The organism is Kitasatospora azatica KCTC 9699 (genome assembly GCF_000744785.1).
Classification (GTDB): domain Bacteria; phylum Actinomycetota; class Actinomycetes; order Streptomycetales; family Streptomycetaceae; genus Kitasatospora; species Kitasatospora azatica.
Genome location: NZ_JQMO01000003.1, coordinates 4435952 through 4455514, shown reverse-complemented (window position 1 = coordinate 4455514; position 19563 = coordinate 4435952). Strand labels below are relative to the sequence as shown.

13 protein-coding genes are annotated in these 19563 nt (G+C 72.6%); 2 read left to right on the top strand and 11 right to left on the bottom strand.

The window, feature by feature from the left end; translation table 11 throughout:
• Positions 1–14: 14 nt before the first annotated feature.
• The 7 genes from BR98_RS30455 to BR98_RS30425 form a co-directional block, all read right to left on the bottom strand.
• Positions 15–269 (bottom strand): DUF2087 domain-containing protein, encoded by a 255-nt coding sequence (locus tag BR98_RS30455; RefSeq protein ID WP_035849825.1) that lies wholly within the window; start codon positions 267–269, stop codon positions 15–17.
• Between the two features lie 53 nt (positions 270–322).
• The gene (locus BR98_RS30450) at positions 323–1285 is read right to left on the bottom strand and encodes a DUF1152 domain-containing protein (protein WP_035849820.1); all 963 of its coding nucleotides are present in this window, start codon (positions 1283–1285) and stop codon (positions 323–325) included.
• Positions 1286–1402: 117 nt separating this feature from the next.
• Positions 1403–2200 (bottom strand): hypothetical protein, encoded by a 798-nt coding sequence (locus tag BR98_RS30445; RefSeq protein ID WP_157537993.1) that lies wholly within the window; start codon positions 2198–2200, stop codon positions 1403–1405.
• A gap of 195 nt (positions 2201–2395) precedes the next feature.
• Positions 2396–3115, bottom strand: a complete 720-nt coding sequence (locus BR98_RS30440; protein ID WP_035849808.1) for a hemerythrin domain-containing protein — start codon at positions 3113–3115, stop codon at positions 2396–2398.
• Positions 3116–3328: 213 nt separating this feature from the next.
• Positions 3329–4411 carry an alpha/beta hydrolase gene (locus tag BR98_RS30435; protein ID WP_035849803.1) on the bottom strand — a complete coding sequence of 361 codons (1083 nt, stop codon included), beginning with the start codon at positions 4409–4411 and terminating at the stop codon, positions 3329–3331.
• Positions 4412–4720: 309 nt separating this feature from the next.
• Complete coding sequence (locus BR98_RS30430; RefSeq protein ID WP_035849797.1) at positions 4721–5767, bottom strand: enolase C-terminal domain-like protein; 1047 nt, start codon at positions 5765–5767, stop codon at positions 4721–4723.
• On the bottom strand, positions 5764–7029 hold the full coding sequence (locus BR98_RS30425) for an ROK family transcriptional regulator (protein ID WP_051970457.1): 1266 nt from the start codon (positions 7027–7029) through the stop codon (positions 5764–5766). Before BR98_RS30425 ends, BR98_RS30430 begins: the two co-directional genes overlap by 4 nt.
• Positions 7030–7240: 211 nt before the next feature.
• On the opposite strand from BR98_RS30425, the gene BR98_RS30420 reads away from it, so the two are divergent.
• Positions 7241–7981 (top strand): SDR family oxidoreductase, encoded by a 741-nt coding sequence (locus BR98_RS30420; RefSeq protein ID WP_035849792.1) that lies wholly within the window; start codon positions 7241–7243, stop codon positions 7979–7981.
• Positions 7982–8059: 78 nt separating this feature from the next.
• Here the strand turns inward: BR98_RS30420 and BR98_RS30415 are convergent, their stop codons facing one another.
• Positions 8060–9772 carry a carbohydrate-binding module family 20 domain-containing protein gene (locus BR98_RS30415; protein ID WP_035849789.1) on the bottom strand — a complete coding sequence of 571 codons (1713 nt, stop codon included), beginning with the start codon at positions 9770–9772 and terminating at the stop codon, positions 8060–8062.
• Between the two features lie 238 nt (positions 9773–10010).
• Here BR98_RS30415 and BR98_RS30410 point away from each other — a divergent pair, with 238 nt between their 5' ends.
• Complete coding sequence (locus BR98_RS30410) at positions 10011–10952, top strand: LysR family transcriptional regulator (RefSeq protein WP_035849786.1); 942 nt, start codon at positions 10011–10013, stop codon at positions 10950–10952.
• A gap of 35 nt (positions 10953–10987) precedes the next feature.
• On the opposite strand, the gene BR98_RS30405 is transcribed toward BR98_RS30410, so the two are convergent.
• The 3 genes from BR98_RS30405 to pulA form a co-directional block, all read right to left on the bottom strand.
• A complete protein-coding gene (locus BR98_RS30405) occupies positions 10988–12109 on the bottom strand; it encodes a tetratricopeptide repeat protein (protein WP_051970454.1) in 1122 nt (373 codons plus the stop codon).
• A 227-nt stretch (positions 12110–12336) separates the two neighbouring features.
• Positions 12337–13710: a helix-turn-helix domain-containing protein gene (locus BR98_RS30400; RefSeq protein WP_035849783.1), complete on the bottom strand. Its 1374-nt coding sequence runs from the start codon at positions 13708–13710 to the stop codon at positions 12337–12339.
• Positions 13711–13878: 168 nt separating this feature from the next.
• Positions 13879–19374 carry a pullulanase-type alpha-1,6-glucosidase gene (gene pulA / locus BR98_RS30395; RefSeq protein WP_051970453.1) on the bottom strand — a complete coding sequence of 1832 codons (5496 nt, stop codon included), beginning with the start codon at positions 19372–19374 and terminating at the stop codon, positions 13879–13881.
• Positions 19375–19563 lie beyond the last annotated feature (189 nt).

Genomic DNA, 19563 nt, shown 5'->3' with positions numbered 1-19563 from the left:
AGGGCGGTGCCTCCTCAGGCGCCGGCCCGCTGGTAGCTGCTGCCGTCCCGGCTGCGGGTCAGCAGGCCGGCCGTGATCAGGTAGCGGCGCAGCGCCGGGAAGTCCTCGTGCACGGTCAACAGGGCGGCGTTGACCTCGGGTTCGGTGTAGGCCCGGTCGGGGGTGAAGAGGGTGTCGGCAAGGTGCACGAGGAGCTGCTCGCGGCGAGCCGCCTTGCGCGGGACGCTGGTCAGCCGGCCGTGCGAGAAGAGCGTGGAGACGTCGGACATGCCAGGCAGCCTGCCCCGCCGACCGAACCACCGGCAAGCGGTTTTCCCCGCGGTCAGTGCGGGTACGCCCGCGGCGGCCGCTGCCGGGGCAGCTCGTCACGGAACTCCTCGATCCGCGTGCTGATCTGACGCATCAACACGGTCTGTTCCAGGCGGTCCAGGTAGAGGTTGCGGGCCGCCAGGCCGCTCACCGTGACGGTGAAGTACAGCGTCATCAGCGGGTTGATGAAGAGTTCGCTGCCGCGGGTGCGGGCGGTGAACCGGACGTCGCCGAACTCGCCGCGCAGCGCGGCCGCCACCGAGCCCTGCACGATGCTCGGGTGGTCGGGGGTGGCCTGCCTGGCGTGGGCGACGGCGTCCAGGTAGAGCCGGCTCTCGCGGCTGTCGGCGGGCAGGGAGAAGGCGCCGAGGTAGTCGCCGGTGCGGGTGAGGGCGGCGAGGTTCTCCAGCACCAGGGCGTGGTTGACGCCGTGGTAGGCGTCGATGCCGAAGCCCAGGCAGGTGACCAAGCGCTCAGTCAGTCCCTCCAGGCCGGCCACGGCCGCGAGCGAGGCCATGTCCTCCTCGGGCGTGCCGAGCCCGGCCTCGTCGCCGCGCAGCAGGATGTCGGTGCCGCCGTCGACCAGCACAACGGCGTCTATGCCCAGGTGGTCGATCAGTGCTTGATAGGCGGCGCGCAACGGCTGGACGCCGACCGAGGCGAAGGCCCAGACGGTGTCGGGCATCCCGTGCAGCCGCAGCCAGCGGGCCAGCGCGAGCTCCGGGAAGTAGCTGTCCCTGGTCACCGTGTCGGAGCGGATCCGCGCCAGGTCCGGCGCCTGCCAGACCTCGTCGGGCAGGCCGTAGAGGTGGCTGAAGGAGAGGTTGGCCAGATGGACCTGGTGCCCGGCCGCACGCAGCGCGAGGGCCAACGGCAGCCCGGCGTAGACGTCGAATCCGCCGCCTGCGCCGGCGATCAGGATCCGCTCGGCGGCGCGCAGGCGGGTGCGGAGCTGGGGTTCGAAGAAGGCGGACACCCGCCGGACGCTAGCAGGGCCGGGCCGGAATCGGCCCGGCCCTGCTGCGAAGGCTCGGTCCGGCGGCGGTCAGGCGCCGTCGGCCTGAAGCCGGTCGGGTTGCCGGCCGGTCGCCGGTCAGACGCCGGTGAGGCGGGTGACGGTGGCGGTGCTCAGGCCGAGCGTGTCGGCGGACAGCGGGGTGAGGGCCGCCTGCACGGCGGCCGCGTCGGGCTTCTTGGCCGAGGCGGCGGTGACCAGGTCGGTCGCGTGCTGCTTGATCGCGGCGAGCTGGTCCTCGACGCTGCCGACCGCGACCGGCGGGGTCACCCGCTGCAGCGGTCCGCCGTTGACCACCGGCACCGGGATGTGCACCGGCACACCGGACACGGCACCGGGCACGGCCGGGTCAGCCGGCAGGGCCGGAGCGGACGGCACAGACGGAGCGGACGGCAAGGACGGAGCCGACGGCGCCGCCGGAGCGCTCGGCTGCGTGACCGCACTGGGCACGGAGGGTGCGCCCGGCGCGGACGGAACAGCAGGAGCGGAGCCGACGCCGGGCGCCGACGGGACGGCGGGGCCGGACGGGAGCGTCGGCAGCCCCGGCGCCGTGGCCGCCGGCAGCGCCGCCTTGAGCTTGCCCGAGGCCGCGTCCAGCTGCGCCAGCTTCGACTTCAGCGCCGCCGGGTCCACCGCCGCGCCGCCGGTCGGCTGGCTCGCGGTGGCCAGCTCGCCGACGCTGTTCAGCACCGCGCCGAGGTCGCCGACGACTTCCAGGGTCTTGGCCGCGTCCGGCGCGGCCACCTCGGGCTGGATCATCGGGTGCCGGTCCGGCGTGGCACTGCTGGCGGCGATACCGGTGGTGGCGGCGATGCTGCCGGCCAGCGCGGTGGTGAGCAGGACCGTGGTCCACTTGCCGTGCATGGGACTGCGCATGGGGTTGAGCTTCCTTCCAAGGGGGGGGGGTTCAGGGCCGTTACGGCCTGTCTCCACCTTGAGCACGCGCTGTCACCGGGCGCCAGCGCGGGTAGCCCGAATGTGCGTCAACTTCTGCGCCACGCCGGTCACATCAGCACCGGAAGTCCCGGCCGGCGCAACCCGGGCGGGCCCGGGCCGGATCGGCACGGGACGTCACTCCCCGGTCGGCACCGCGCCCCACAGCTGCTCCGAGCACCGCGCGTAGACCGCCTGCCAGTGCGGCCACTGGCGAACCGTCAGATCGTCGCACTCGGCCAGCAGCGCATCGACCTGCTCGGCCGCCACGCCCTCCAGCAGCCAGGCCAGCGCATCCGGCGCGCCGGGCCCCTCGGCCAGTCGCAGCAGGTCGAGCAGCTCGCCCAGGGTGCCGACCCGGGACTGCGCGGAGAGCAGCTCGCCCATCACGGGAAGCACCTGCTCCTCCTCGATCCGCAGGTGGGTCTCCAGGCGGGCGGCCAACTCCTCGACCGCGTAGGCAACCGGCCAGGCGCTGGCCGGGTCCCGGGTGCCGACCCGCATCAGCGTGGTGGTGCGGGTGAAGGAGTGGTCCAGGTTGTGGTGGTCGTCCTCCAGCCAGTTGACCAGCAGTCGCAGTTCGGGCGCGAAGCGGCGCAGCAGCGGCCAGAGCCGGACGTCCTGCTGCTCGTGGTGGCAGGTGAGCATCGCGGTGAGGAAGTCCCAGTGCCGTTGCAGCGCGGCAGCGGTCGTCTCGTCCCCGGGCTGCAGCAGCCGGAGGGCGGTGGGAATGCGGGCGAGGTCCCGGCGCAGGGCGGCGTGGACGAGGCGGATACCGGCGAAACGGACAGGGCGCACGGCCGGCACCGCCTCACTGGGGCCGCGCTGGGCGGGGACGGACAGCAGATGCGGCTGCATGGCACTCTCTTCAGGACTGTCATGGCGGGCGTCGGGACTCGGCGGTCGCCGCCCGCCGGCCGCGGGGGCCGAGCGGGGGACGACGAGGTCCAGCGTGCTGACAGTCGATCAGGAGTGAATCAATGCTCGATTGCCGTGCAGGTCACAGACGTGCGCGGGACGAAACAGACGTTACTGACGATTGGTCAGCAACACCTTGGCACGCCGGCCGGCTCAGGGCGCCGACGGCCCCGCCATGTTCTGGGTGAGCCACTGCAGGGTGTCCGGGATCATCTTCTTGAAGTGCGAGGTGAGGTGCTTCCCGCCGGGCTGCTCGTAGTAGTCGATCTTCAGCGGCGGCGCGGCCTTGGCGATCCAGGCCTTCACCAGCCTGACCTCGTCCGGAGTGGCGCCGCCCGCGGTGGCCAGCATCCGCACGTCGGCCTTGCCCTGGCCGACCATGACGTCCGGGCTGCCCGCCAGCCGCTCCGCCTCGTGCCCCTTCCAGAAGGAGGAGTCGGGGTTGAAGTACCCGTCGATCGGGACGGCGGCCTTGAACTGGTCCGGGTGCTCCAGCGCCAGCTTGGCGCTGCAGAAGGCGCCGGTGGAGGCGCCCATCAGGCCCCAGCCGTCCCGGCTCTTCAGGGTGCGGAAGTTGGCCCGGACGAAGTCGGGGACGTCCTGGGACATCCAGGTGCCCATCTTCGGCTGGCCGGGGATGTCACTGCAGTCCAGGCTCTGGCTCTCGTTGGAGACCAGGTTCTGCACCGGCATCACCATGATGAAGGGGTGTGCCTTGCTCTGCTTGACCAGGTCCTCGTCGGCCACCTGGATCGGCAGCTGGTCGTCGGTCCAGGTGTTGTACCCGTTGCTCTGGCCGCCCGCGTAGAGGGTGAGCACCGGGAAGCCGTAGTTCGCGTACTTGGGGTCGTTGTACTCCGGCGGCAGCCAGACCCAGACCTTGCCGGTGACCCCGGACTTCGGGCCCGCCAGCGTGGTCATCATGATCGGCCCGGCGGCGGTGTCGCGGGCCTTGGTCAGCTGGGTGGCGGGACCGGTCGGCATCAGCACCTTGCTCGACGCGCTCGGCGTCGGGGTCGGCGAGGCCGGCGGTGCGGCCGGGGACGCGGAGGAACTGCCGGCCGAGGCGCTCGACGAGCCGCTCCCGGAGGCCGACCCGCTGGGCGCGGGCTTGGCGGCGGCCTTGGCATCGCCGCCGCTGCCGCTACCGCCGCCGCACGCGCTGAGCGCGGTGGCCAGGGCCAGGACGGCGGCTGCGGACAGGACGGTACGGGAACGGGCGAACGGCGGCTGCACGGTGCGACACTTCCGATGGGTGGGTGGCCCCGGGGGCGGGGTGGGTCCGGGCGGCGCCGATCCAACTGCTGGGCGGCGCGCGGTGCTGTTGATCCTATGACGTGGCCCGGACCTGTCGTAGTTGCGACCAGGCAGCCCACCACCCAACATTTGGTACCGGTTCGGCAAAATCCAGCTGACCGGCGGGGGTCGACCGGCGGGTCACAGCGGGACGCCGTCCACCTGGCGGTGGTGGCTGCCACCCGTCCGGTGGAGGACCGGTTCGAGCAGCCGCCGCTCCTCCGGGCGAAGGAGCCCCTCCGGCGTCGGCTACTCCGGGAGGGGACAGGAGCCGCGCCAGGCCGGGACGATCGCCCGGTGCCGCAGGTCGGGTTCGGCGCCCAGGCCGGGACCGTCGGGCAGGGTGAGGCGGCCGTCGCCGATCCGCTCGGGCGCGGTGAGCAGCTCGGCCCGCCAGGGGACCTCGCCGAAGGCGAACTCCAGCGGTTCGGCGGGCAGCAGGGCGGCCAGGTGGGCGCTGTGCAGGGTGGCGACCGGTCCGGCGGGGTTGTGCAGCGAGACCCGGGCCGGGCCGGCCGCGCGGGCCAGCGCGAGCGCCTGCCGGGGGCCGCCGGCGTGCTTGACGTCGGGCAGCACGATGTCCAGCAGGCCGTCCACGGCTGCGAGTTGACACGGATGGTCGGCGAACTCGCCGCCGGCCAGCGGGATCTCGGTCCGCCGACGCAGCTCGGCCAGCTCGGCGGGGCGGGAGATGCCCACGCCGTCCTCCAGCCAGCCGACCCCGAGCCGGGCGAACGGCTCGAGCAGCGGCAGGAGTTCGGCGAGCGGCAGCCGCTCGCGGCAGTCCACCAGGACCCGTACGTCCGGGCCGACGGCGGCGCGCACGGCCTGCACCCGGGCCAGACCCAGGTGGGCCAGCCGGTCGCCGCCGGGAGTGTCGAAGGGGGCCAGCTTGACGGTGCGAAAGCCCGCCCGAACGGCGGCGGCCGCGGTGCCGGCCAGCTCGCTCGGGGCCCGGCCGCCGGGGGCCCGGTTGAGGTTGGCGTAGAGCTCGACCTCGGCCGCGGGCCCGGTGCCGCCGAGCCACTGCCACAGCGGCACCCCGGCCCGCCGGGCGCACTGGTCGGCCTGGGCCTGGCGGATCGCGCCGAGCACCGTGCGGTGGGTGAACGGGTCGGCCTCGCCGCCCGCCAGCACCCGGGCCACCGCCGGTAGCGGCCCGGCGTCCGAGCACTCGCCCCAGCCGGTCACCCCGTCCTCGTCGGTGAGCCGCAGCAGCAGCCAGTCGGTGCGGCCGCTGACCGCGCAGTGGTAGAGCTCCGCGTGCTGGACGGCAGTGAGCGCGACAGTTGTCAAAGCAGCCCCAGGGAGGTGAAGGGTTCGGTGATGACCCGCTCCAGTACCGGCACCGCCGAGGACCGCACCAGGGTCCGGGCGCCGAACACGGCGGGCACGATGTCCTCGGCCACCGCGGCGCCGCGGTGGCTGCGCAGGGCGACCTCCGCGCGCAGGTCGTCCAGGTACTCCTCGGCGACCAGGATGCCGCCGGCCAGCACCACCCGGCTCGGGTTGAGCAGGTCGACCATGGTGGCGATGGCCCGGCCGGCCCGGCGGGCCCGGCGGCGCAGCAGCGCCTGCGCACCCTCGTCGCCGCTGCCCGAGCCGGCCGGGCGGGCCGCCGCGACCAGCCGCTCCAGGTCCAGCGAGGGGCCGGTGTCGCCGCGCGGGGTGGGCTCGAGCAGGCCGGCCGCGCGGGCCTCGGCGATCAGCGCGAGGTCTCCGGCGGAGGCGCTCAGGCAGCCGCTCCCGCACTGCGGGCAGCGAACTGACGGGTCGTCGGTGGCGAGCAGGTGCTCGATCGCGCCGGCCGCCGCGCCCGGGCCGCGGTGCACCGTGCGGTCCACCACGATGGCCGCGCCGAGCACGTTGCCGATGAAGACCAGGGCGAAGTCGTCCACCTCGCGGCCGGCGCCGAACCAGAGCTCGGCCCGGGCGATGGCCCGCACCGTCTGCTCCAGCACCAGCGGCCCGGGCAGCTTGCCGGCCAGTTCCTCCAGCAGCGGCACGTTCTGCCAGCCGAGCGGGCCGTGCGCGACCACCAGGCCGCGCGCGCCGTCCACCCAGCCGCCGATGCTCACTCCGGTGCCGACCAGCCGGCGGTCGCCGAGCCGCTCGTCCAGGAAGGCCCGGACGCCCTCGGCCGCCTGCGCGGCGATCCGGCGGGGCGTCAGCTCGGCGGCGGCCCGGGGGTGGGCGATCTCGCGCTCGGCGAGGATCCGGCCGTCCAGGGCGACCAGGCCGAAGGTGGTGCGGAGCAGTCCGATGTGGACGCCGAGCGCGACGGTGCGCTCGGGGTCGACCCGCAGCGGGACCCGGGGGCGGCCCTGGGTGGGCTCCACCGGGGCCAGCTCGCCGAGCAGTCCGGCCTCGATCAGCGAGCTGGTCAGCTTGGTGACGCTGGGTGCGGAGAGGCCGGTGTGCCGGGCGATCTCGGCCCGGGAGACCGGACCGTACGCGAGGACGGCGCGCAGCACCGCGGAGGCGTTGCCCTGCCGCATGTACTCGGCGCGCTGGCCGATGGTGATCAGACCCTGGGGCTGCTGCTTGCGGATGTTCACGATTGTGGTCGCCTCCTCTCCGGCACTCTATCGCTCGGACCTATGTAGTTATTTTCAGAAACTTAGTCACCTCGGGCACTCCTGACAAGCCCCCGGGTCGGGCCGGGACGCTCTTCGGTGCACTCCTACCAGTGACACCCCGGCGCCGGCTCGGCGATCATCGGGAGACCAGCCGTACGGGAACCAGCACAGCTACCACCGGGAGCACCGCATGCCGCAGATCGCCGTCGTCACCGGGGCCGGCACCGGGGTGGGCCGGGCGGTCGCCCTGGAGCTCGCGAAGGCCGGCTGGCAGCTCGCGCTGGCCGGGCGCCGCGCCGAGCCGCTGCACGAGACGGCGGCGCTGAGCGGTGGCGGCGCGGCCGTGATCCCCACCGACGTCACCGACCCGGCCGCGGTGGACGCGCTCTTCGGCGAGGTGGCCGAGCGCTTCGGCCGGGTGGACCTGCTCTTCAACAACGCCGGCACCTTCGGCGCGCCGGTCCCGGTCGAGGAGCTGTCGTACGCCGACTGGCGGGCCGTGGTGGACCTCAACCTGACCGGCGCCTTCCTCTGCGCCCAGGCCGCGTTCCGCCAGATGAAGGGCCAGCGGCCGCAGGGCGGGCGGATCATCAACAACGGCTCGATCTCGGCGCACGTGCCGCGTCCGCAGTCGATCGCCTACACCGCCACCAAGCACGCGGTGACCGGGCTGACCAAGTCGCTCTCGCTGGACGGCCGCCCGTACCGGATCGCCTGCGGGCAGATCGACATCGGCAACGCGGCCACCGACATGACGGCCGCGATGAGCGTGGGTGTGCGGCAGGCCGACGGGCGGATCGCGCCGGAGCCGACCATGGACGTGGCCGACGTCGCGCGCACGGTGCGGCACATGGCGGAGCTGCCGCTGGAGGCGAACGTGCAGTTCGCCACGGTGCTGGCGACGGCGATGCCCTATATCGGCCGCGGCTGACCGCGACCGACACAGGGCATCAGGGGTGCACCGGAAGGGGTGCACCGGAAGGGGTGCACCGGAAGGGGTGCGCCGGGGTCAGGGCCGCCAGGTGTCGTTCAGCTGAACCTCGCCGCCGCTCGGCACGGTGGCGGTCCGGTTGGCTCCCGACTCCCAGGTGACGGCGCCGTTCCCGTCCTTGAGGACGTACTTGTACTGGAACGCGGTACCGGCCGGCAGCGCCAGGTCCAGCGACCAGACCGGGTAGCCGGCCGAGGAGAGCGGCAGCGCCTTGCCGGTGTCCCAGCCGCCCAGCGCCGGGTTGTCGCCGACCAGGTAGACGTTCTGGCCGTAGCTGGTGGTCGCGTTGACGTGGAACGAGGCGCCGCTGACGTTCGCGCCACTGGTGACGTACAGCGCCACCGCGTCGCCCGCACCGACCGTCGCGGTGAACTGCCCGTTGGCGCCCACCGTGTAGGTCGGGCCGGTGCAGCCGCCGCCGGCCACCGGGTCGCCGTGCTCGACGTCGCAGTACGTGCCGGCCGGCAGCCCGGTCTGGAAGGTCTGGGTGATCGCGCCGCTCTCGTGGTTGAGCGCGACATAGCCCTTGTTGCCGCGGCCGAAGGCGATCGCGTTGTTGCCGTTGGACCACCAGTCGGTCACGCCGGTGCCGGCCACCGCGTTGCGGAAGCCCACCATGTTGGCCACCTGCCGCCAGGCGTGGGTGCAGTTCCAGCCGTCCTGGTAGCAGGCGTTGACGGTGCCGTTGTTCGGCGGGCCGGCGTCGGTGTTGGTGAAGGAGTAGCCGGAGTAGATGTTCGGCGCACCGTAGGTCTCGGCCAGCAGGAAGACGTTGGCCAGCGTGTAGGTGTTGCCGTAGGTGTAGTTGAGGGTGGAGCCGTTGCGCTCGGTGTCCCAGTTGTCGAGGAAGCTGCGGGCCTGGTTGCTCGGCAGGTAGCCCCAGGAGGCGCCCCAGGTGCTGAGGTTGGCGAGCTTGTCGCTGGTGAAGATCCGCTTGAGGTCGGTGCCGACCCGGAACTCGTCCACGTCGCCGTTGCCGGTGTACTCGCTCGGCTGGATCGGCTCGCCGGCGCCGTAGATCACCTCCTGCACCCAGAAGGCGTGGGGGTTGGCCATCCTGGCCTTGATCGCGGCCAGGTCGCTCGCCGCGATGTGCTTGGCGGCGTCGATCCGGTAGCCGTCCACGCCCAGCGAGGCCAGGTCGTTCAGGTAGTTGGCGATGGTCTGCTGCACAGCGGCGCTGCCGGTGTCCAGGTCGGCGAGGTTGACCAGCTCGCAGGTCTGCACGTTGGTGCGGTCCTGGTAGTTGGTGATCGGCTGGCGGCAGCCGTGGAAGTCCTGGTCCTGGTAGTAGCCGGGGTAGTTGTACTTGGTGTAGACGGTGCCGCCGGTGCCGGTGCCGGAGCCCGCGCTCATGTGGTTGATCACCGAGTCGGCGATCACCTTGACGCCGGCCGCGTGGCAGGTGTTCACCATCGACTGGAAGGCGGCCCGGTCGCCGAGCCGCCCGGCTATCTTGTAGCTGACCGGCTGGTAGGAGGTCCACCACTGGGCGCCCTGGATGTGCTCCTGGGGCGGCGAGACCTCGACGAAGCCGTAGCCCTTGGGGCCCAGGGTGCTGGTGCACTCCTTGGCGACCGAGGCGAAGCTCCACTCGAAGAGAGTGGCGGTGACGTCCTTGCTGCTCGGCGGGGTGGCGGACGCGGTGGGGGCCGCGATCGCGGTGCCGAGCGAGAAGAGCAGAGCGCCGGCGCCGACGAGGGCGCCGGCCGGACGGAGCGAGGGGACCACGGTGTCTCCTGGGGGCTGGGTGGGGCAGCCGATGTACTGACCAACAACACTGAAGGAAAGCTTGCTGAAACTTTCTGGAAACTTGCAGCGCCGAACCTAGGGGCGCCCCACCGCCCCGTCAAGAGCATGCGGACAACAATTCGTCAACCCCATCCCCAGCCAGTGCTTTTACCTGAAACTTGACGATATTTGACATCCCGTGTTTGATCGGGTCCGATACCGGTCGGGAGGGGGCGGCATGGCAGCGGGCGGTGCGTTCGGCGGGCTGGAACTTCGCCATCTGCGCTCCTTCCTGATGGTCGCCCAAGAGCTCAACATCACCCGGGCCGCAGCCCGGCTGCACCTGGCCCAGCAGGCCGTCTCGGTCCAGATCCAACAGCTCGAACGAGCCCTGGGCACCGAGCTGCTGGTCCGCACCTCGCGCGGGGTCAGCCTCACCTCGGCCGGCCTGGAGCTGGCCGCCGGAGCCCGCAGCGTGGTCGGCGAGCTGGACAACCTGGCCGAACGACTGCGGTCACGGGCCGAGGGTCCCGAGCCGGGCGGTCCGCTGCGCCTGGTCGGCTGCCCCTACACCACCGCGCCGTTCGCCCTGGAGGCCGCCACCGCACTGGAGGAGGCCGTCCCGGGCCTGGCCGTGGACCTGCTCACGGTGCCCACGCCGGCCGAGGAACTGGCCCTGCTGCGCTCCGGCCAGGCCGACGCCGGGTTCCTCTGGCTGCCGGCCGAGGCCGGGCCGCTGCGGGTCACCCGGGTGAGCACCGACCGGCGGGCCGTCGCCGTCCGGCGGGGCCACCGGCTGGCCGGACGGGCCTCGGTCTGCCTGGCCGACCTCGCCGAGGAACCGGTCCTGCTGCCCGAGGCGCTGGACGCCGCCGCCTCCGAGGAGGCCCGCCGGCACTGGCTGGCCGAGCCGCGCCCGGACGGCACCCGGGCCCGCCAGGGGCCGGCCGCCCGCCAGGTGGAGGACTGCCTGCTCGCGGTGGCCCGCGGCCGGGGCGTCTGGCTCGCACCCGAGCCGCTGAGCCGCTGGGCGGCCAGCCCGGGGGTGCGCTGGCTGCCCGTCCGCGACGCCGCGCCCTCGCACCTGGCCGTCGCCTGGACGGACCGGGCGCCCGCCTTGCTGGTCAGCCGGTTGACCGAGGAGCTGCGCCGGTTCACCGGCTGGTCCGCTGTCGCCTGAGCCTGATTGACGCAGGGTCAGATGCTGACGCTGCGTCAGGAGAGGGCTCGGCGCCGGCCGGGGACCAGCCGGGTGGCGGCGGGCAGACCCAGCAGCGTGAGCGCCGTCTGATAGGCCGTCATCGCCTCCTCGTTCTGCTCCCGCTCGGCCCAGGAGTCACCGAGCCGGCGCCACAGCACCGCGACCGAGCGGTCCTCCTCCGCCCGCCGCAACAGGTCGGCGCAGCAGCGCAGTTCGGCCTCGCCCGGCTCGCCCTCGCCGAGCAGCAGCCAGGCCCGGCCGAAGACCAGCGCGATCGCCGCGCGCTCCCGCCACAGCTCCTCGCTGGCCCCGGTCAGCAGCCCCCGGGCCCGTCCGGCCCACTCCAGCGCGCCTTCCGGATCGCCCAGCTGGACCAACACCTCGCCCAACAGGGCCACCACATCGATCACTTCGCAGAGCCGGGCGCTCTCCCGGAGGATCTCGAAGGCGGCGGTGAGCAGCGGGACGGCCGGGGCCAGTTCGCCCCGGGCCACCAGCACCAGGGCCAGGTTGCCGCGCAGCATGCCCTGGTGGCGGGTGTTGTCGGCCTCCGCCATCAGCGCCAGCGCCCGCTCGGCCAGTTCCAGCGCCTCGTCGTGGCGGCCCTGCTCTCGGGCGATCAGCGAGCTGTTCCACTCCACCGCGCCGAGCGCCACCCGGGAGCCGGTGGCCCGGGCCAGCGGCATCAGCTGGTCGGCCAGCAGCTTGGCCGAGGTCAGGTCGCCGCGGACCACGTAGCAGCCCATCAGGGTGGAGCCCAGCTGCAGGTGTTCGTCGATCGGCGCGGCGCCGCTCCGGGCCAGCTCGCGCAGCGCCCGCTCGCCGAAGTCCACGCTCATCGCCTGGTCGCCGACGTCCCGGTAGCTGCGGCAGAGCGCCACCGCGAGCAGCGCCCACTCGGCGCTGCCGACCTCGGTCTGCGGGTCGGCCAGCAGCTCGCGGTACTGCCCGATCGCCTCCTCGAGCCGGCCCAGCTTCTCCAGCGCCCAGGCCTGCCCGCACCGGGCCCGCCGCACGGTGGCCGGGTCGGCGGGCGGAGCGGCTGCCAGCACCCGCTGGAAGATGGCCAGCGCCTCGCCGTCACCGCCGTTGCGCAGCGCCAGTTCGGCGAAGGCGGTGTCCAGTCGGTGTGTCACGGATTCCCCCCTCAGGTGCCGGCCGCGATCAGGGCGGGGGCAGCCATGGTGTGACTCAGGCTACCCGTCAACGTCCGGCAGAACCATGGGGGTCCGGTGCCCGGACGGGACAGCTGGGGCGCGTGCTGCGCCAACCTCAGAACGCCGCTCCCGCCTCAGAACACCGCCCCCACCTCAGAAACTGCTCCCACCTCAGAAACCGCTCCCGCCTCAGAAACCGCTCCCGCTCAGAACGCCGCCGGGCGGAGCATCGCGCGCAGCGGAGCCGCACCGGACAGGCCGGCGGCGGCCAGGCCCTGGCGGTAGGCGCGCATCGCGGAGTCGGACTGCCCCTGGCCGAACCACAGGTCGCCCAGCGCCCGCCAGGCCTCGGCGAGATCGCGTCCGGAGGCCAGGCCGTGCTCGGCCGAGCCGAGCAGCCGCTCCACCGTGCGCAGCGCCTCGGTGGCCTCGGCCGCACGGCCCTGCAGCCGCCGCGCCTCGCCGAGCTGCAGCCAGGCCCAGACCCCGACCCCGGTCGGCTCGGCCCCGGCCAGGTCCAGCGCGCGTTCGGCGTGCGCCGCCCCGTCCGCGTACTCGCCCAGCATCAGTTCGGCCCGGGCCAGGCTGAGTTCACATCCGGCCCGGTCCGACCGGCGCCCGCAGCGGGCCAGTTCCTGTTCGGCCAGGGCCAGGTAGCTCTTCGCCCGGGTCGGTTCGGGCTCCGGTCCGTCCAGCAGCAGCGAGCCGTAGCCGGCCTTCAGCAGGCCCCGGTAGCGGCCCAGTTCGTCCTCGGCCGGCAGTGCCAGCGCGCGTTCGTTCAGGGTCAGCGCCAGTGCGGTGTCGCCGAGTTGCTGGGCCCGCCGGCCGGCCTGGCGGAAGGCCGCGGCCCGGGCGGTCAGCGAGGCGTTCCGGTCGGCGAGCGGCAGCAGCCGGTCGGCGAGCTCCCTGGCCGCCGCCAGGCCGCCGCTGCGGTGGTGGGCCTCGATCAGTGCGACGCCGAGCCCGAGGTGGTCCTCGATCGGTTCGGCGATGACGGCGTCCAGTTGGGCGAGCGCGGCCTCGCCGATCTCGACGGCGCTGGCCGGCTCCCCCGCGAGCAGGTGGCAGCGGCAGAGCGCGACGGCCAGCCGCAGCCACTCGGCGGAGCCGGGGCCGATGGTCGCGTCGCGGTAGAGCTCGCGCAGTTCGCCGAGCGCCTCGGCGGGGCGGCCGAGCCGTTCCAGGGCGTCGGCCCGGGCGGTCCTGGCCCGCCGCCGGGTGGCGCTCTCGGCCGGCGGCTGCTCGGCCAGTACGGCCTCGCAGCCCTCCAGCGCGGCCGGGTACTCGCCGCCGCGCAGCGCCAGTTCGGCCAGGGTCAGCCGCAGCAGCAGCTCGCGTTGGCGTTCGCGCTCCTGGTCGCTCTGCTGCCCGGTGCGCAAGTACTCGACGGTGCAGCCGAGTTCGCCGGCCAGTCGGCGCAGGATGGTGGGGGTGACCGGGCGCTTGCCCGATTCCAGCAACGAGAGGTAGCTGACCGACATGCCTTCACCGGCCAGGTCGCTCTGCTTGAGCCCGCGCTCGCGGCGCAGGTCGCGCAGGCGTCGGCCGATCTCCGTGGTGGCGTCCTGCCCGGATTCCATGCCCGTCCTTGCGTTCGATCGTCCTGGCGCTGCCCGGCACCGTGGCTGACTTGACTCCATTGTTTACAGGATTGACAACGCCTCTCCAAGAGCCGGGCGCAAGCAAATGACGAAAAGTCGGGCCCGGGAGCCGTGCAGCTCCCGGACCCGACCCGACCCGTCAGGGGTTCAGTGCTGTACGAACACCGCCACCGTACGGGCCGGAACGGTGAATCGGCCGGAGTCCGACTGGAACGTCGCCTGCTTGACAACCGGGTCGGCCCCATTGGCCTGAACCGGGTGCAGCTGCTGGCTGGTTCCCGCCAGCGCGGGCAGCGCCTGGCTCTGCGGACTCGGGGTGGCGTTGAAGACCACGGTGATCCCGCGCTCGGCGCCGGGCAGCCCGGTGCCGTCCAGGTGCATGGTGATCACCCCGGGGGTCTCGCCGGCGGTGCCGGAGAGCGGGAAGCTCAGCCGGCGCTGCACCTCGGCCGCGCTGCTCAGCCCGAACAGCGGCGATCCCTGCTTGATCCGCAGGAACTCCTGGTACTGCTGGGAGGTCGCACTGATCCGGTCGCAGCCCACGGTCAGCCGCGGGTCGGCCAGCAGCGCCTTGGCGACCGGCCACATCGACTGGTTGTCGGCCGCCGGCGGGAGGCCGTGGCCCCAGCCGTTGCCGTTGCCGTCCGCGCAGGTCCTTGAATCGGGAACGGGCCAGTGGATCGCGTTGAACCAGTCACCGGAGTTGAAGGAGTTGCTGTCCAGCGACTTGGAGCGGAGCAGGTCGCTGCCGGCCACCGCGAAGCCCGGCCCCTGGGTGAGCGCGGTCAGCGAGAGCCCGAGGGCCTGCATCCGGGCCCGGTCCGCCGCCGAGGTCGAGGTCGGCAGCTTGTAGGCGAGCGCGTCGAACAGGTCGGTGTTGTCGTGCGCGTCCAGGTACTCCACGGCCTCGCCGGGGTTGGCCGCGTAGCCGGTGGGCGAGCCGTTGTAGTCGACTCCCGCGCCGGTGACGGACTTTCCGGAGCTGTCGGTGAAGGAGTAGTCGGCCAGGTTGCCGGTCAGGCCCACCTTGATCTGGTCCATCTGGTGCAGCAGTGCGGCCTTCTGCTGATCCGAACTGCCGTTGGCCGAGGAGCCGTTGGGGTCGGTGTAGAGCCCCGAGGCGAAGCCCTGCTGCGGCGCCGAGGAGAGCATGAAGTTGCCGCCGCGCCCGGCGTCGCGGACCCGGTCGTTGAAGGTGGCGATCCCGGTGCCCGCCATGTTCAGCTGGGTGGCCTGCTCGAACCGTGCGTTGTTCGCCACCACGCCGAAGTTCCAGCCCTCGCCGTAGAGGAAGATCGACGAGCCGTCGACACCGTTCTGCCGGATCGTCAACTTCTTCAGTTCGGACTGCACATCGAGCATGGTGGACTTCGGGTCCAGGCCCATCAGGTCGAACCGGAAGCCGTCCACCTTGTACTGCTCGGCCCAGGTCCGCACCGAGTCGACGATCAGCTTGTTCATCATCGCGTGCTCGGGCGCGGTGTCGGCGCAGCAGCTGTCGGTGGTCACCGCGCCGCTGTCGCTGAGCCGCTGGTAGTAACCGGGGACCACCTGGTCGAGCACCGAGTGCTCGTCCTGCCCGGCGGCCGCGGTGTGGTTGTAGACCACGTCGAGGACCACCCGCAGGCCGGCGGCGTGGATGGCCTGCACCATCTGCCGGAACTGCACGGTGCGCGCCGTGCCGGTGGGATCGGTGGCGTACGAGCCCTGCGGCACGGTGTAGTGCAGCGGGTCGTAGCCCCAGTTGTAGGCGTCCTGGGCGGCCACCGCCGCGACGCACTCCTGCTGCTTGTCGCTGTCCTTGGGCAGCGCGGCGAGGTCGCAGGCGGGCAGCTTCTGGTCGGCGGTCGGCGGGATCGAGGCGATGTCGAAGGTCGGCAGCAGGTGGATGGCGGTGATGCCGGCCTTGGCGAGCTCGCGCAGGTGCTGCATGCCGGCCGACTGCGACTCGGTGAAGGCCAGGTAGCTGCCGCGCTCGGCGGCCGGCACGGTGCTGTCCGCCGCCGAGAAGTCGCGTACCTGCAGCTCCTGGATCTGCTGGCGGCTCGCCGCGACCGCCTGCGGGCTGCGACTGTCGTCCCAGCCGGCCGGCTTGGTCGTACGGTCCGTCAGGTCCGCCACCAGGCTGCGCTTGGAGTCGGGCGAGAGCGCGACCGAGTACGGGTCGGTGACGGTGTTGGTGACCAGCTGCTGGACGCTCGGCGCCCAGACCTTGACCTGGTAGACGTAGTACTTGCCGGCCAGCGCGGCCCGGCTGTCCGTCAGCGACCAGACGCCACTGGCCTCGTCACGCTTGAGCGGGACGGCACGCGGCGTCCCGCCGGTGGCGCTGTCGTAGAGCTGGACCGTGACCTGCTGCGCGGTGGGCGCCCAGAGCGAGAGCGTCACCTCACGGTTGAACGGCCACCACCAGGGGCCGGACTGCCGGTAGACCGGGCCCAGCTGGGCCTGGGCGGCCTGGCCCGCGTACCGCGCGTCCAGGACGCCGGGGATCTGCACCCCGGTGGCGGCCAGTGCGGCGCCGCTGGGCAGGTGCTCGGTGAAGACCAGCTGCGCGCGCAGCGCCTGGGGCACCCGGGCGGTGTCCCGGGAGTCCACGGTGAAGGCGCGGTAGCCGGCCAGGTTCGGGTACTTCTTCTTCTGCGCGTCGGTCAGCCCGCCGGCCACCGGGTTGAGCCGCAGCCAGTAGCCCGGCTTGTTCAGCACGCCCTTGTCGATGCGGAGGCTGCCGGCCGGGTCGTAGATCAGCTGGGCGCTGGTGCCGCCCTGCAGCGCGCTGTCGCCGGCGCCGTAGTTGGCCGGCACCACCACGGTGTTGGCGTCGATCCACTGCGCCTTGGCGCCGGACAGGTCCAGCTGCGAGCTGGTGGTCGCCACCTCGGGCAGCAGGTAGCCGGGTTGGCCGCCGAGCACCCAGACCTCGTGCCCGTAGGTGACGAGGTCGAGCGACTGGTCGTCGGGCAGGTCCTTGGTGTTGCCGTTGTGCAGGATGTAGCTGAGGCTGCTCGCCCCGGCGCTCAGCGGCACCTCGAAGACGTCGCCGAAGGCGTCCTTGCGCACCGGCTGCAGCGGGTTGCCCCAGTCGGTGGGCGTGGCGGCGCCGGTCCAGTCGTGCAGGCCCCAGCCGTCGTAGTTGCCGTCCGCGCGGTGGTAGTGGATCACCGCGGTGTTGGCCGACGGAGTGGAGGTCGGCCCGGGGTCGGCGGTGTAGACGGTCGGGTCGTCCTGCTTGACCCAGACCTCGCCGGTCGAGCCCACGTCGATATGACGATCCGTCGACACGTCCTTGGTGCCGTTGTTCTCCACGATGAACCCGACGTCCGAGGCGCCGCTGTTGAGCTTGACGTAGGCGAAGGCCCCGTAGGCGTCCCGCCCGACGAACGGGTGCCCGGCCGGCCAGCTGGTGCCCTCGCCGTCGGCCAGGTCGCCCCAGGCGTAGAGGTTCCAGCCGTCGTAGTTCCCGTCCTTGCGCTGGTAGTGCACCACCGCGTACGGACGGCTGCTCGCGCTCGGCGGGGTCTGCGGGGTCGGGGTGCCGGTGGTGAAGCTGCCGGTGGCCGAGCGCAGGTGGCCGGCGTTGTCCTGGACCACGGCCTTGTAGTGGACCACCGTGCCGGGGGCCACACCGCCCAGGTCCTGGGTCACCTTGTCGACACCGGTGTCCGAGGTGCCCAGCAGCTGCCACGGCCCGTTGCCGATCTGCGCGGCGTAGCCGACCCGGTGGAAGCCGCCGCCGTCCACCTGCGCGCCGAGGGTGACCTTGCCGGTCGAGCCGTCGGCGGGGGTGTTCAGCGTGATGGCCGGCGCGGCGGTCGACGGTGCGAGCTTGGCGGCGGCCCGGTACACCACCGAGGAGAGCGGCGGCACCGTGACGGTGAGCTTGCGGTCGGCGCCGCTGCCGAGCTGCCGGCCGGCCGTCGGGTAGAGCTGCTGGAAGGTCATGCCGGCCGAGAAGGTGTCCAGGGCGACGGTCTGCGGGGTGGTGGCGTTGTTCACCGCGACCAGGTACTCGACCTGCTGTGCGGCGTCGATCCGGGAGAAGGCGTAGACGCCCGGGCCGCTGGCCGCGTACCGCTGGATCTGCGCGCCGTCGGCCAGCGCCGGGTTGGCCGCCCGCAGCTTGGCCAGGTCCGCTATGCCCTGGTAGAGCGGTCCGCTCTGCCCGTACCGGTCGGCGGCGCCGGACTGGCCGCCGATCACCGGGTCGCTCGCGTAGGACGGTGTCCTGGTGGCGAACATGTCCTGCCGGGCGTCCTTGTCGCCGCCCGCGCCGGTGAAGCCCTGCTCGTCGCCGTAGTAGACCACCGGCTGTCCGCGGGTGAGGAACTGCAGCTGGTCGGCCAGCTGGTCCTTGGCGAGCAGGGTGGCGTCGTCGGCGCCGGGGTTGTCGGCGCGCAGGAAGGAGCCGATCCGGCCCATGTCGTGGTTGCCGGTGAAGGTCGGCAGTTCGTAGGCGTTGCTGTCGGCGCTGGTGTAGCGGTAGTCCTGGGCGTAGAGGTCGGCCAGGCTCTGCGCCGAGCCGCCCTGCGAGGCGAACCGGCGGGCCGCGTCCTGGAACGGGAAGTCCAGGGTGGCCTGCAGCTTGCCCTTGGTGACATAGGGCGAGGTGATCGACGGGTCGGCGGAGTAGACCTCGCCGAACATGAAGAACTTGTTGTTGCCCTGCTTGGCGGCGTAGCTCTTGAGCGCGGGCGCCCACTGCTGCCAGAAGGCCATGTTGACGTGCTTGACGGTGTCGATCCGGAACCCGTCCACGCCGGTGTCGCGCACCCAGGTCTGGTAGACCTGCTCGAATCCCTTGACCACCTTGGGGTTCTGGGTGTCCAGGTCGTCCAGGCCGGAGAAGTCGCCCTCGGTGGCGGACTCGCCGACGAAGGTGGAGTCGCCGCGGTTGTGGTAGAGCGTCGGGTCGTTGAGCCAGTCCGGCTTCTTGGCGGCGGGCTGGGTGACCACGGGGGTGTAGGGGAAGGAGTTGGCGGTCAGGTCGGGGAAGCTCGCGGTTCCCCCGGCCGCGTCGGCATCGGCCGCCGCCGTCTCGTCGACCGGGGCGCCGCTGCGGTCCAGGGTCGGGTAGGCGCCGATCGAGCGGTAGGCGTGGCTGCCCTGCGCGTAGTCGACGACGTCGGCGGTGTGGTTGGTGATGACGTCGAAGAAGACCTTGATGCCGCGGCTGTGCGCCTTCTTGATCAGCTCCTTGAGCTGGTCGTTGGTGCCGAAGTGCGGATCGACCTGGGTGAAGTCGGTGATCCAGTAGCCGTGGTAGCCGGCGCTCGCGTTGTCTCCGGTGCCCTGGACCGGCCTGTTCTTGAAGATCGGCGCCATCCAGATCGCGGTGGTGCCGAGGTTCTGGATGTAGTCCAGCCGGTCGATCAGGCCCTTGAGGTCACCGCCGTGATAGAAGCCCTTGTCGCTCGGGTCGAACCCGTTGTCCATCCGGGTCCCGGTGATGCCACCGCTGTCGTTGCCGGTGTCGCCGTTGGCGAACCGGTCGGGCAGCACGAAGTAGTACTGCTCGCGGGTCAGGTCGTGCCGGTCGGCCAGTGTGGCCAGGCTCCGGTCCGAGGGTGGCGCCGGGGCGGCGGCGCTCGCCAGCGGGGTGGCGGTTCCGAGGGTCGCCGCGGTCAGCGCGGCCGCGAGCAGCACCCCCGGCCGGCCACGTCTGTCTCGTCTGCCGTTCGTTCGAGTGGTGCTCCTGCGGGCAGGGCGGAGCGGAACAGCGGGCACAGCGGCTCCCTTGCCGGGCTCGTCGTCGTCGGGTGGCGAGGACGCTAGCGTGCTGAAATATGTTTCAGCAAGATGCAGAAAAGGTATTCATCGGCGCTGCCGGTTACT